At 65.6% G+C, this 13,258-nt stretch carries 10 protein-coding genes; 1 reads left to right on the top strand and 9 read right to left on the bottom strand.

Annotated elements, in window-relative coordinates:
• Positions 1–67: 67 nt before the first annotated feature.
• Together KUW00_RS19915 and KUW00_RS19910 are read right to left on the bottom strand one after the other, a co-directional pair.
• Complete coding sequence (locus tag KUW00_RS19915) at positions 68–1,717, bottom strand: BCCT family transporter (RefSeq protein ID WP_045991251.1); 1,650 nt, start codon at positions 1,715–1,717, stop codon at positions 68–70.
• A gap of 362 nt (positions 1,718–2,079) precedes the next feature.
• Positions 2,080–3,747 carry a BCCT family transporter gene (locus KUW00_RS19910; protein ID WP_222569970.1) on the bottom strand — a complete coding sequence of 556 codons (1,668 nt, stop codon included), beginning with the start codon at positions 3,745–3,747 and terminating at the stop codon, positions 2,080–2,082.
• 456 nt (positions 3,748–4,203) lie between these two features.
• On the opposite strand from KUW00_RS19910, the gene KUW00_RS19905 reads away from it, so the two are divergent.
• The gene (locus tag KUW00_RS19905) at positions 4,204–5,199 is read left to right on the top strand and encodes an LLM class flavin-dependent oxidoreductase (protein ID WP_222569969.1); all 996 of its coding nucleotides are present in this window, start codon (positions 4,204–4,206) and stop codon (positions 5,197–5,199) included.
• Between the two features lie 31 nt (positions 5,200–5,230).
• Here the strand turns inward: KUW00_RS19905 and KUW00_RS19900 are convergent, their stop codons facing one another.
• The 7 genes from KUW00_RS19900 to KUW00_RS19870 all read right to left on the bottom strand — a co-directional run bounded on the left by KUW00_RS19900 (position 5,231) and on the right by KUW00_RS19870 (position 13,252).
• The gene (locus KUW00_RS19900) at positions 5,231–6,802 is read right to left on the bottom strand and encodes an amidase (RefSeq protein ID WP_222569968.1); all 1,572 of its coding nucleotides are present in this window, start codon (positions 6,800–6,802) and stop codon (positions 5,231–5,233) included.
• Between the two features lie 101 nt (positions 6,803–6,903).
• Positions 6,904–8,376: a xylulokinase gene (gene xylB / locus KUW00_RS19895; RefSeq protein ID WP_108450154.1), complete on the bottom strand. Its 1,473-nt coding sequence runs from the start codon at positions 8,374–8,376 to the stop codon at positions 6,904–6,906.
• A gap of 61 nt (positions 8,377–8,437) precedes the next feature.
• The gene (locus KUW00_RS19890) at positions 8,438–9,910 is read right to left on the bottom strand and encodes a mannitol dehydrogenase family protein (protein WP_222569967.1); all 1,473 of its coding nucleotides are present in this window, start codon (positions 9,908–9,910) and stop codon (positions 8,438–8,440) included.
• A 60-nt stretch (positions 9,911–9,970) separates the two neighbouring features.
• Entirely contained in the window at positions 9,971–10,594 is a 624-nt protein-coding gene (locus KUW00_RS19885; protein ID WP_108132238.1) for a nucleoside triphosphate hydrolase, read from the bottom strand.
• 25 nt (positions 10,595–10,619) lie between these two features.
• Positions 10,620–11,423, bottom strand: a complete 804-nt coding sequence (locus KUW00_RS19880; protein WP_222569966.1) for an L-iditol 2-dehydrogenase — start codon at positions 11,421–11,423, stop codon at positions 10,620–10,622.
• Positions 11,420–12,100, bottom strand: coding sequence for an HAD family hydrolase (locus KUW00_RS19875; RefSeq protein ID WP_222569965.1), 681 nt, complete (start codon positions 12,098–12,100; stop codon positions 11,420–11,422). The genes KUW00_RS19880 and KUW00_RS19875 overlap by 4 nt, the downstream gene beginning before the upstream one ends.
• Before the next feature lie 9 nt (positions 12,101–12,109).
• A complete protein-coding gene (locus tag KUW00_RS19870; RefSeq protein WP_045991259.1) occupies positions 12,110–13,252 on the bottom strand; it encodes an ABC transporter ATP-binding protein in 1,143 nt (380 codons plus the stop codon).
• Positions 13,253–13,258: the final 6 nt, after the last annotated feature.

The raw sequence follows: 13,258 nt of genomic DNA, 5'->3' as shown, positions 1-13,258 counted from the left end.
TTGCGCCAAGTTTCGTTTGACGGTGCTCGCCCGGGGTCACAGATCGCCGGTGCCGGTCGACGTCACCTCAGTGGTTGATGCGCCGGTTGACCACGTTGGGGGCCCGCCGCAGACGCTCCTCCTCGGCCAGGTTGCCGGCCTCGAACGGATCCGCGCCCACCGGGGTCTCGCCATGCTGACGATACAGCTGTGACAGCATGTTGCGGCGATCCGCCTGCAGCTCCTTGACCAGCACGAACATCATCCCGAACAGGATGAACGAGAACGGCAGGGCCGCCAGCACGGCGGCAGACTGCAGTCCCTTGAGCCCACCTGCAACGATCAGCGTCAGACAGATGGCGGCAATCAACAGCCCCCAGCAGATCCGCTTGTACAGCGGCGGCGCGATGGAGCCATGGTCGGTCATCTGGGCGACGATAAAGGAGGCGGAGTCTGCCGAGGTGACCAGAAAAATGAAGATCAGGATCATGGCGAGCACCGACAGCACCGTGGAAAACGGCATCAGGTCGAACATCTCGAACAGTGCCACGGTGATATTGTCCTGGGTGGCGGCGGCCAGGCCGGCATCACCGCCCAGCTCCATATGCAGGGCCGCCCCGCCGAACACCCCGATCCACAGACACGCCAGCAGCGGCGGCACCACCAGCACACCGAGTACGTACTCGCGAATGGTCCGCCCCCGCGAGACCCGAGCCACGAAGGTGCCGACAAAGGGCGACCAGGCGATCACCCACGCCCAGTAGAAGATGGTCCAGCTGGAAGCCCAGGGGTCATCGTTGTAGGGCGACATCTTGAGGCTCATGCCGATGAAGTTCTGCAGGTAGTCGCCGATGCCCAGGGTGATGGTCTCGAGGATCTTGACCGTGGGGCCGGTGAACAGCACGTACAGCATCATCGCGATGCACAGCGCCATATTGAGGTTGGACAATCGCTTGATGCCCTTGTCGAGCCCCGACCAGGTCGAGGCCATGTACGCCACGAACATCACCCCGAGGATGCCCGCCTGCCAGAGGCCGCTTTCCGGCAGTCCGAAGACCGCATTGAGGCCACCATTGACCTGCAGCACCCCGAGCCCCAGCGAGGTCGCCACCCCCATCACCGTGGCGACCACGGCGAAGATGTCGAGCCAGTCGGTGTAGGGGCGCAGCGCCGGTCGCTTGGCGGTCATCGACGACAGCACCGAGGAGACCAGCCCGGCCTGGTCCTTGCGGAACTGGAAGTAGGCGATGATCAGCCCGACCAGCGAGAATGCCGCCCACTGGTGCACCCCCCAGTTGAAGTAGCTCATCTGGATGGCGTAGCGCGCCGCTTCCACGCTTTCGGCGGGGACCGCGCCATAGGGAGGCTCGGCGAAGTGGGTCATGGGCTCGGCCATGCCGTAGAACACCAGACCGACGCCGAAGCCGGCCGCCAGCAACATGCTGATCCAGGAAAAGGTGCCGTAGGTGGGGGTGCTATCCTGGGGCCCCAGGCGCACCTTGCCGTACTTGCTCATCGCCAGCGCCACCAGAAAGATGACGAAGGCGAACACCGCCATCAGGTAGAACCAGCCAAAGTAGTGGGTCACCTGGCTCAGCGCGGTGTTGGCGGCGTCACCGAAGGCGTCGGGGAAACTGGCGCCCACGGCGACCAGGGCGATGATGATAAGGGCAGATAGACGAAAGACGCGATCCTTGCCAGACAGCGGCAGGCGCTCCTGCAGCGCTCGACCGTTCATGGACACTCCTTGCCAGACGGCGGTCATGATGTGAGGGGCGTAGCACCCTAACAAAAGTCGGACTATCCATCACGGTAGGCGAATATTCGATTCGGCACAAAAAATTGCCGGCACCCAGGGGTACCGGCAATAGTGCCGGGAATAGTACCGGCAATAGTGTCGGAAATAGTGCCTCCAATAGCGCCGTCAGTTGACGACATAGCAGAAGGCCCGCCATGGGGCGGGCCTTCTGGTTTACTGCGGTCAGGTCTGGCTCCGCCTGTCCTTTACCAGCCTGCTTTTTACCGGCCGCCCGTCCAGCAGGGGCCAGTCCAGCCGGGGCTATCACAGACGGGCTATCGAGGCCCGGCCGCCACTAGTGGTTACTGCGGTTTCGGTGTGGCCATCGCCTCGCTGGAGCCACCCTCCTCACTGTCATCCATTTTCAGCGCTTCCTCGGGGGGCTCCATGCCTTCGGTCTTGGCCTGGTCACGCGCCTCGAAGGCGTCTGCACCGACCGGCATCTCGCGGTAGTGCTGATAGAGACCGTCGAGCATCAGCTTGCGATCCTTGCGCAGCTCTCTCACCAGCACGATCACCATCATGTAGAGGATGAAGGTGAACGGCAGCGCCGACAGTACCGATGCCGACTGCAGTCCCTTGAGGCCGCCAGCGGCGATCAGCGTCAGGCAGATGGCGGCGATCAGCACACCCCACAGCACCCGCTTGTAGAGGGGAGGATTGATCGAGCCGTTGTCGGTCATCTGGGCAACGATATAGGACGCCGAGTCTGCCGAGGTCACCAGGAAGATGAAGATCAGCATCATCGCCATCACCGACAAGAGTCCCGAGAAGGGCATCAGATCGAACATCTCGAACAGCGCCACGGTGATGTTGTCCTGGGTCGCCTGGGCCAGACCGAGGCCCTCGTTGGCCAGCTCCATATGGATGGCGGTGCCACCGAACACGCCCAGCCACAGGCAGGCCAGCAGTGGCGGCACGAACAGCACGCCGAACACGTACTCCTTGATGGTGCGCCCCTTGGAGATACGCGCAACGAAGGTACCGACAAAGGGCGACCAGGCGATGACCCAGGCCCAGTAGAAGATGGTCCAGTTCTGGGCCCAGGGATTATCGTTGTAGGGCGACATGCGCAGGCTCATCACGAAGAAGTTCTGCAGGTAGTCGCCCAGTCCCAGGGTGATGGTCTCCAGCAGCTTGATGGTGGGGCCGGTCGCCAGCACGTAGACCATCATGGCGATACACATGATCATGTTGAGGTTGGACAGTCGCTTGATCCCCTTGTCCAGGCCCGACCAGGTGGACGCCATGTAGGCCAGGAACATGCAGAACAGGATGATGAACTGCCACAGGCCGTTCTCCGGGATGCCGAACACCGCGTGCAGGCCGCCGTTGGTCTGCAGCACGCCCAGCCCCAGCGAGGTCGCCACCCCCATCACCGTAGCCACCACGGCAAAGACGTCCAGGGCGCCGTTGAACTTGCGCAGCCCCGGTCGCTTGGCGGTCAGCGGACGCAGCACCACCGACACTAGGCCCGCCTGCTCCTTGCGAAACTGGTAGTAGGCGATGATCAAGCCCACCAGAGCGAAGGCCGCCCACTGATGAATCCCCCAGTTGAAGAAGCTGTACTGAATCGCGTACCGGGCCGACTCCGCGCTTTCCGGCGTCATGTCTGCGTAGGGTGGTGCAATATAGTGGGTCATGGGCTCGGCCATGCCGTAGAACACCAGGCCAACCCCGAAGCCGGCGGCCAGCAGCATGCTGACCCAGGAAAAGAAGCCGTATTCTGGCTTGCCGTCCTGCGGCCCCAGGCGCACCTTGCCGTACTTGCTCATGGCAAGGCCGAGCAGGAATACCACGATGCCGGTGACCGACAGCAGATAGAACCAGCCAAAATAGTGGGATACGCCTCCCAGGGCGCGACTGGCGACTTCGCCGAAACCTTCAGGGAACATGGCCCCCAGGGCCACCAGAATCAGGATGATGATCGCGGAGACGTAAAAGACCCGCTGTCCTTCATTGCGTTGCATATCGCCTTCCTTTTGTTCGACTGCTTGTTGGAAGGCCTGTGCAGCGCCGCTCCGGCGAAGACCACGCTCGGACGCTCCTTATCGAACGCTTCTGCCCGGGCATTCGCCGAGCAGCCTTTGCAGACCCGTACTTTGATAACAGTTAGGTTGTTATCTATCATCCCCGGGCAGCCCACCGATCCGGCTTGGCACTAAGCTGACACTGGACTGCCACTGGAGAGTCGAAGCACCGATGAGGCACCTCGGTGACATCATAGTGAAGTTCGCCACCAAGACAGCGGAATCCACCGCCCGCCAGTCGGCGCAGCAAAACATCCGCCAAATTCGTCGCCTCAGGTACGAATTTTCCCGGCCAAAAGCCCGACTATAGGCACGGCCAGAAACCCGGCCAGAAACCTGACCAAGAACCCGGCCAGAAACTCGGCCAGAAACTCGGCCCAAGAAAAGGAGAGCCCCATGGCCCGTCTCGACACTACGCCCCTTTCGGTCCTGGACCTGGCGCCGATCCGGGATGGAGGCACCGTCGCCGACAGCTTCCACGACAGCGTTGCCCTCGCCCGCCTGAGCGAATCGCTTGGCTTCACCCGCTACTGGCTGGCCGAACATCATGGGCTGGAGGGGATCGCCAGCGCGGCGACCTCGGTACTGATCGGACACCTGGCGGAGAAGACCTCACGCATCCGCGTGGGCAGCGGCGGCATCATGCTGCCGAACCATCCACCGCTGGTGATCGCCGAACAGTTCGGCACCCTGGAGACGCTCTATCCGGGCCGCATTGACCTGGGACTGGGCCGGGCTCCGGGCTCGGACGCGGCCACCATGGCGGCGATGCGCCGCGATCCACACGCTGGCGTCGAGGACTTCCCCCAGCGTCTGGCCGAACTGGAAGGCTTTCTTGGGGAGGCCCGACCGGAGCAGCGGGTCCGGGCGGTGCCCGGCCAGGGCACCCGAGTACCGATCTGGCTGTTGGGCTCGAGCCTGTACAGCGCCCAGCTGGCCGCCCACAAGGGGCTGCCCTTTGCCTTCGCCGCCCAGTTCGCCCCGGCCCAGCTCGACGAAGCGCTGGCCATCTATCGCCGCGACTTCCGCCCCTCCGAGGTGCTCGCGGCGCCCTACGCCATGGTCGGTCTGCCGGTGCTGGCCGCCGCCACGGACGAGCGCGCCGACTACCTCGCCAGCACCGCAAGACAGAAGTTTCTGGGCCTGATTCGCGGCCAGCGCGGACGCGCCCGGCCACCGGTGGCGACGCTGGACTGGACCCCCATGGAGCGCGCCCAGGTGGAAGGGTTTCTTGGCGCCGCGGTGATCGGCAGCCCGGCGACGGTACGCGACGGGCTGGAGCGCCTGCTCGAACGCACCCAGGCCGATGAGCTGATGATCAACACCGACACCTATGCCCTGGAGGATCGCCTCGAGAGCTACCGCCTGGTCGCTGAGGTATGGCAAGGCTGAGCCCCGCCCGGCAACGTGGCGCGACGCGGCCTCAACGCGGCGGGTGAGCCCCGGGCGTACGCCATTCGGGCTCGCGCTCGAGCCAGTCGGGAGCGGCCTGTTCGAAGGCATGAGCCCAGCGCAGCAGGTCGCGATCACGGCGATGGGGAGCGATGAGCTGGACGCCCATGGCCTGGCCGCGCGGGTTGAAGCCTGCGGGCAGATTGATCACCGGGCACCCCGACAGGGAGCCGGCGATCACCACCTCCATCCAGCGATGGTAGGTGTCCATCGTTCGCCCGGCGATCTGCCCGGGCCAGGGTGTGTCGACGTCGAAGGCAAATACCTGGGCGCTGGGCAGAGCCAGCGCATCGAAGCGCTCGAACAGTCCGAGCAGACAGGCGTACCAGGCACTGCGCTCGACGTTGGCGCGGTGCACATCCAGCGCCGTTCGGCCCATGCCCTGCGCGACCTCCCAGCAGGCCTCGGGCTTGAGCTGGCAACGACGGCTATCGTCGGCCCAGACCTCTGACAGACTGCCCGCCACCGCCCACTGGCGCAGCACCAGCCAGCTTTGCCACAGCCGCTCGGGTGACATCTCCGGCACCACCGGCTCGACCCGGGCACCGAGGCGCTCGAACACCGACAGCGCCCCCTGGCAGACGTCCAGCACACCCTCTTCCATCGCCAGGTAGCCCTGCCAGTCGCCGAGCCAGCCGATACGCAGGCCCGACGCCGCGTCAGCGTCATCGAACGGATCGGCGAGACGCTCGGGATCATCGGCGAGTGACAGGGGAGCGCGGGGGTGGGCCCCGGCCTGGGTCGCCAGCAGCCTGGCAAGGTCGCCGACGCTGCGCGCCATGGGCCCTTCGGTGGCCAGCTGATGGCCGAAGATATCAGGGCCTGGACCATGGGGAACGCGACCGAAGGAAGGCCTCATCCCGAACAGGTTGTGGTAGGCGGCGGGGTTTCGCAAAGACCCCATCATGTCGCTGCCATCGGCCACCGGCAGCATGCGCATGGCCAGGGCGGCAGCGGCCCCGCCGCTGGAGCCACCGGCGCACAGGGCGGGATCGAAGGCGTTGCGGGTCGCGCCGAAGACGCGGTTGTAGGTCTGGGAACCGAGGCCAAACTCCGGCGTGTTGGTCTTGCCGACAAGGATGGCACCGGCCTCACGCATCCGCCTGACCATGATGCCGTCCTGCGGCGGCACCTGACCCTTGAACAAGGGCGAGCCCATCGAGGTCGGCAGGTCACGCGTGGCCGAAAGGTCCTTGATCGCCTGGGGAATGCCGTGGAGCCAGCCGCGAGAGCGCCCCGCCGCCAGTTCGCGGTCGCACTCCCCGGCCTCGTCCATCAGCACCTCGTGGTCACGGCGAGAGACGATGGCGTTGACCACCGGGTTGGCCGCGTCGATCTGTGCCAGGTAGGCGTCCATCACCTCGCGGCAACTAAGCTCTCGTGCATGGATCGCCCGGGACAGCGCAAGCGCTCCCAGCGCCAGGATCTCGCGCTGGGCAGGGCTGGTGGCGCCCTCGCCCACGGACGGAGCAGAGGATGAAGCGCCGGGCGGTGAGGTGGGCGAATCAGACGGTAAAGGTGACGATGGCGGTGGAATAGGCATGGCGTCCTCGCTGCACGGCATTTAGACGAGCGGGCTGGCCCGACTTGCTCCAACGCTAGCCGGCAGAGCCTCAGCTGTCACTTATGCAAGAGCCTCAGCTGTCATCCATGCAAACGGTCGAGGGCGACCAGCCAGCCCAGGTAGACCTCACCATAGCGCTTGACTCGGCCTGCGTCGGGCTCGGCCCGGGAGCCTTCATCCAGCTGCACCAGCGTCTGACACAGCTCGTCCAGCTCGCCCTCCCTGGCACACCAGGCCGCCTGGATGGCGCCGCCAAGCGCGGCGGCGTCGGTCACCCGGGGGCACACCACCTCGGTGGCGGTGATGTCCGCCACCATCTGGCGCCAGGCGGCGCTGTGGGCGCCGCCGCCGATCAGCCGAATCTGGCGTGCCTGGTCGGCCAGCGGCCCCATCAGGTCAAGGCCGTAGCGCAGACAGAAGGTGGCGCCCTCCACCACCGCGCGACACAGATGGGCGGGGCTGGTATTGCGACTGGTCAGGCCGAGAAAGGAGGCGCTGGCCTCGGGCAGGCTCGGTACCCGTTCGCCGTTGAAGAACGGCAAGACCGTCACGCCATCGGCGCCGACAGGCGCCTGGGCCAGGGCCTGGTTGAACCCCGCCAGGTCGAGACCGAACAGCTCACGCACGCGATTGGTGGCCGAGGTGGTGTTCATGGTGCAGACCAGCGGCAGCCAGCCCGCGTGGCTGGCGCAGAAGTTGGCGACCATGGCCGAATCGGCCAGCACCGGGTGATCGGAGTGGGCGCAGACGGTGCCCGAGGTGCCAAGGCTCATGGTCACCTTGCCCGGCACGATGTTGCCGGTGCCGATGGCGCCGAGCATATTGTCTCCGCCGCCGCTGGCGACCGCGACGCCCGGGGAAAGCCCCAGCTCCCGGGCCAGCACCGGCCGGACCTGCCCTGCCGTGTCGCGGGAATCGATCAGTCTTGGCAGCACCCGGGCCGGGTCCAGCTCAGGGGCGATCCACTGCCACACCTCAGGACTCCAGCGCCGTGAGCGACTATCGAAATAACCGGTACCCGAGGCGTCTCCCGCCTCGCTGACACGCTCGCCGGTCAACCACAGATTGAGGTAGTCGTGGGGTAACAGCACGCCATCCACGCGATCATAGATGTCGCGATGGTGCTCGCGCAGCCAGGCCACCTTGGAGGCGGTGTAGCCGGTCTGAGGCACCAGGCCAAGCCGCGCCAGGCAGCCCTCTTCCCCGCCCAGAGCGCCGATCAGGGCCTGGTTGTGGGCATGGGTCTCGGTATCGCACCACAGCTTGGCCGGGTACAGCACCTGGTCCCTGGCATCCAGCGCCACCATGCCATGCTGCTGGCCGGAGACACCGATGCCGCGGATATCACCGGCGCTGACACCGGCCGACGCGATCGCCGCGTGGAAGGCGCCGATAAAGGCCTCGATCCACTGTGCCGGGTCCTGCTCGCGCCGTCCTCTGGCGCCCTCGATCATGCGGTGGGGTCGACTGGCCTCGCCGATGGTGGCGCCACGCGCCAGATCCACCACCACCACCTTGGTGCTCTGGGTGCCACAATCCACACCGAGATACATGAAAAGATTCCTCGTTGGCGCATCGACACGGTGCGTCGAAGCCGACGCGCTCACCGGTGGGTCAGGACGCCAGCGCCTCCAGGGTCGCCCTGGCGCCCTTGTCCTGCAACAGCTTCAGCGCCTCGACGTAGGCCACCACGAAGCGCGGCGAGTCGGCGAGATCCCCGAACAGCTCACGGTTCTCGATAAAGGCGGTGGGGTGCTCGCGCTGGGAACCGGCGAGCTCGGTCAGCCGATCCTTCCAGCGATCGACGATCACGATGGGCTGGCCCTGCTCGTCCACGCCTTCGGCGTAGCGCGCCCAGCTTGCCACCACCGCGGCAGAACGCTTGAGTTCGCCGCCGTGTTCGAGCTGGTGACGAATGACCGGCAACAGCCACTTCGGGATTCGGTCCGAGCTTTCAGCACAAAGCCGCGATAGCGTGTCTCTCACCTCGGGATTGGCGAAGCGCTCGATCAGGGTGTGCCGGTACTGATCGAGATCGACGCCAGGGACCGGAGGCAGTGTCGGGCTGCCCTCCTCGGCCATGTAGCCAAGCAGGAAGTCGATGAACAGCGAATCCTGACAGACCTCATGGGCGTAACGATAGCCGGCCAGATAGCCGACATAGCAAAGCGCCTGGTGGCCTGCGTTGAGCAACCTGAGCTTCATCAGCTCGTAGGGCTCGACGTCCTCGACCAGCTGCACGCCGACCTCATCAAACGCCGGTCGGTCACTGGCAAAATGATCCTCCAGCACCCATTGGGTGAAGGGTTCGCAGATCACCGGCCAGGCGTCTTCCAGTCCGAAGCGCTCGGAAAGCTCCTCGATGTCGCCCGGCGTGGTCATCGGCGTGATGCGATCGACCATGGAACTGGGGAAAGGCACTTCCGCCTCGACGTACTGCCCGAGCGCGCGATCACGAGCGTAGGCAAAGGCCGTGAACATCCGCCTCGCCACCTCGCCGTTGCCCGGGATGTTGTCGCAGGACATCACCGTGAAGGGCGGGATGCCGCGCTCGCGCCGGCGCTCGATCGCCGCCACGATCAAGCCAAAACTGGTACGCGGACGCTCGGGGTTGCACAGGTCATACACCACCTCGGCGGCATCGAGATCGAACTCGCCGGTGACCGGGTGGACGTTGTAGCCGCCCTCGGTCACCGTCAACGAGACGATCCGGATGGTCGGGTCCGACAGGGTCTCGATCACCGCCTCGGGGTCGTCCGGTGCGAATCGGTAATCGATGATCGAACCGATGACACGGGGTTCCAGCGCGCCATCGGGATGCTTGACCACCAGGGTGTAGAGGTGGTCCTGGCTGGCCAGTGCCTCCTGCATGCGCTTGTCGCCTGGCATCACGCCGATGCCGACGATACCCCAGTCATGGGCCTGCCCGGCTTCCATCAGACGATCCAGGTACATGGCCTGATGGGCCCGATGAAAACCGCCGACGCCGAAATGGGCGATGCCCGGAGTCAGCGCCCGACGATCGTAGCTGGGCACCGAGAGATGCGGAGCGAGGCCAGCCAGTTCCGCGTTGCAAAGTCGTGTCATGAAGGCTCTCCGCCAGATGAACAATGAGAAAGCAGAGCCGCTTTCCAAAAATGGGATTGGCTAGTGCCAATGGAGATCGGCGGTGATCGAGCGGGTCTTGATCAGGCGCGCGTTGAGCATGTCCTTGTCCCGGGTCTTGGCGATGGCCCCGGCCTGGTCCTGGCCCATGCCGAGCCAGCGCTCGATCAATCGCTGCTCGAGCACCGTATCGGCGACCTCGAGAAACAGGCTGAAGTCGAAGTAGTCCGCCAGCGCCGGCCAGGGCCCGTGATCCAGCAGCAGGTAGTTGCCCTCGACGATCAGCACCCGATGACCGGGCGTGATCACCCGTGCACCCGCACGCGCCAGGTCCAGCGGTCGGTCGAATACCGGTACGGCCACGTCCCGGTCGGCTCGCTTCAGCCGCGCCAGGTCATGGCGCAGACCATCCACATCGAAGGTTTCCGGCGCGCCCTTGATGGGCAGCAGCCCCTGCGATTCCAGCACGCCGTTGTCGAAGTGATAGCCGTCCATGGGCACCACCTCGGCGACGCCGGGTTGCCGCTCGTTGAGCTGACGTGCCAGCCAGGCGGAGCGAAAGGACTTGCCGGCCCCCGGTGGGCCGGCCAGAGCAACGATATAGCGCGCCCTGCCCTCGCTGCGCGTCAGCAGTTCGTCAGCGATCGCTTCCATGGTGGGGGTCATCTGTCACCTCGCTCGTGCCCGTGGCTCAACTCATCCAATTGCCGCCATCGACGTTCAGGGTCTGGGCGATGACATAGTCGCTGTCGGCGCTGGCCAGAAACACCGCAGCGCCGGCGTAATCGTCCGGTCGCCCCATGCGGCCACAGGGCACCGCCTCGCCGACCAGTCGCTTCTTCTCGCCGAGGGGGCGTCCCTCGTAGCGGGCGAACAGGGCGTCGACCTCGTCCCACATGGGGGTATCGACCACCCCCGGGGCGATAGCGTTGACACGGATACCGTGGCGAATCAGGTCCAGCGCGCAGGACTGGGTCAGACTGATCACCGCTGCCTTGGTGGCGCAGTAGGTGCTGACCAGAGGCTCGCCACGCCGCCCGGCCTGGGAGGCCATATTGATGACGACACCGCCACGTTTCGCCTCGACCATGGCCCTGGCCACCGCCTGCAGGGTGAAGAACAGCCCCTTGACGTTGACCGCGAACTGGCGCTCGAAGTCGGCCTCATCCACCTCGAGCACCGGCGCCATACCAAATACCGCCGCATTGTTGACCAGCACGTCGATAGCGCCAAAACGTTTCTCTACCTTTCGAACCATAGCAGTGATGGCGGCGTTGTCGCGGACATCCAGCGCAGTACCCATCGCGCGCTCGCGGTCGAAGCCTTCCAGCGCCTGCTCGATGGCCTCGCTGTCGACATCCGCGATCACCACGCGCGCGCCCTCCTCGGCGTAACGCCGGGCGATGGCGAGCCCGATCCCGCGTGCACCACCGGTGATCACGGCGGTCTTGTCCTGGAGCTTGCCCGCCACCGGGCCAACAGAGCCGTCTTTCATACGCTGGCCTGCTGACGCTGCTGCCAGTTGGACACCAGGGCGGGCAATTGCGCCATATGGGTCATCACCTGCCACACACCGAGTTGGCTGAGCCGTTCGGCGTGATCGGCGGGCAGATGGCTTGCCCCGACGAAGCCGATGACCGTCATGCCGGCGGCCAGGGCGGCGCTGGCACCGGCGATGGAGTCCTCGACCACCAGGCAGGCACCAGGGCTGACCCCCAGGGTCTCGGCGGCCAGCAGGTAGACGCCGGGATCGGGCTTGGGCTTGTCGACCTGCTCGGCACAGAAGATCGGCGCCGTGCCCAGCACCTGATCCAGACCAGTGCGCGACAACGAGGCGACGACCCGCTGACGACGACTGTTGGAGACCACCGCCTTGGCACCGGGAATCGCCGACAGCGCCTGCGCCACGCCATCGATGGCGGTGAGTTCGCGAGCGAGGCGGGCTTCGATCTCGTCGTCGAGCAGGGCCAGCGCGTCCTTGGGCAGCGCGTGGGCGCTCTGGCCGTCGAGAAGCTCGAGAATCGCCGCGGTGGTGCGGCCCAGGGCTTCATTCAGGGCCGCCTCGACGTCGAGGTCGGGTAGCCACTCGGCCAGCCGATCGGCCAGGGTCGCCTCGGCGATCACCTCACTGTCCACCAGCACGCCATCGCAGTCGAAGATCAGGGTCGTCATGGTCGCTCCTCAGGCTTCCGCGGTACTGGCGGCACGATTGTCCTGGCGGGTCAGCGACGCCAGCGGGTGACGCTCCAGGCTTGCCAGCGCCAGACCCTGCTCACCGAACAGATGTGCCCGGCCCGGCTCGAAGCCGAAGCGGATCTCGTCTCCCACCCGGTGGGTCACGTCGCCATCCACCATCAGCGTCAGCAAGTCGCCGTCCATCTCCACGTACAGCGAGGTCTGTCCGCCCAGCCGCTCGATCACGCTGACGCTGGCCTTCAGCGGTCCCTGGTCGTCGAGCATCAGATGCTCGGGACGGATGCCGAGCTCCAGCGCCTGGCCCTGGGCCACCTCGTCGCCTTCCACCGGCACCTTGACGGTATCGCCGCCCGGCACACGCACCTCGACCCCCTGGGCGTCGCCGGCAACGGCCTCGACCTTCAGGAAGTTCATCTTGGGCGAGCCGATGAACCCCGCCACGAAACGATTGCGCGGATGGTGATACAGCTCCATCGGCGAGCCGACCTGTTCCACCACGCCGCCCTGGAGCACCACGATCTTGTCGGCCATGGTCATGGCCTCGATCTGGTCATGGGTCACATAGATCATGGTCGCCTTGAGCTCTTCGTGCAGACGCGCCAGTTCGATGCGCATCTGTACCCGAAGCGCCGCGTCCAGGTTGGACAATGGCTCGTCGAACAGGAAGATGCTGGGGTTGCGCACGATGGCGCGGCCGATCGCCACACGCTGGCGCTGACCGCCGGAAAGCGCCTTGGGCTTGCGCTCGAGCAGGGGCTCCAGCTGCAGGATCTTCGCCGCGTCCAGCACTTTCTGGCGGCGTTCCTGCTGGGACACCCCCGCCAGCTTGAGGCTGAAGCCCATGTTGTCCTCCACCGTCATGTGGGGGTACAGCGCATAGCTCTGGAACACCATGGCCAGCCCCCGCTCCGCCGGCCCCAGGTCATTGACCCGCTGGCCGTCGATGACGATATCGCCGTCACTGGTGCTTTCGAGTCCCGCGATCATCCGCAAAAGGGTCGACTTGCCGCAGCCGGACGGGCCGACGAAGACCACGAATTCCTGGTCCTTGACCTCCAGATCGACGCCCTTGATGACGTGGGTGTCGCCGAAGCTCTTGACCACCTGGTTGAGTGTCAGTGTTGCCATCTTGTT

Origin of the sequence: Halomonas sp. DP5N14-9 (genome assembly GCF_019802175.1) — a bacterium.
GTDB lineage: Bacteria > Pseudomonadota > Gammaproteobacteria > Pseudomonadales > Halomonadaceae > Halomonas > Halomonas litopenaei.
This window is presented reverse-complemented; position numbering and strand designations above follow the sequence as displayed.

Excerpts from the sequence above, each read along its gene's own strand:
- KUW00_RS19875 (WP_222569965.1), bottom strand. The coding sequence starts at position 12,100 with ATGACGACCCTGATCTTCGACTGCGATGGCGTGCTGGTGGACAGTGAG.
- KUW00_RS19910 (WP_222569970.1), bottom strand. The coding sequence starts at position 3,747 with ATGCAACGCAATGAAGGACAGCGGGTCTTTTACGTCTCCGCGATCATC.
- KUW00_RS19915 (WP_045991251.1), bottom strand. The coding sequence starts at position 1,717 with ATGAACGGTCGAGCGCTGCAGGAGCGCCTGCCGCTGTCTGGCAAGGAT.
- KUW00_RS19880 (WP_222569966.1), bottom strand. The coding sequence starts at position 11,423 with ATGAAAGACGGCTCTGTTGGCCCGGTGGCGGGCAAGCTCCAGGACAAG.
- xylB (WP_108450154.1), bottom strand. The coding sequence starts at position 8,376 with ATGTATCTCGGTGTGGATTGTGGCACCCAGAGCACCAAGGTGGTGGTG.
- KUW00_RS19885 (WP_108132238.1), bottom strand. The coding sequence starts at position 10,594 with ATGACCCCCACCATGGAAGCGATCGCTGACGAACTGCTGACGCGCAGC.
- KUW00_RS19890 (WP_222569967.1), bottom strand. The coding sequence starts at position 9,910 with ATGACACGACTTTGCAACGCGGAACTGGCTGGCCTCGCTCCGCATCTC.
- KUW00_RS19870 (WP_045991259.1), bottom strand. The coding sequence starts at position 13,252 with ATGGCAACACTGACACTCAACCAGGTGGTCAAGAGCTTCGGCGACACC.
- KUW00_RS19905 (WP_222569969.1), top strand. The coding sequence starts at position 4,204 with ATGGCCCGTCTCGACACTACGCCCCTTTCGGTCCTGGACCTGGCGCCG.
- KUW00_RS19900 (WP_222569968.1), bottom strand. The coding sequence starts at position 6,802 with ATGCCTATTCCACCGCCATCGTCACCTTTACCGTCTGATTCGCCCACC.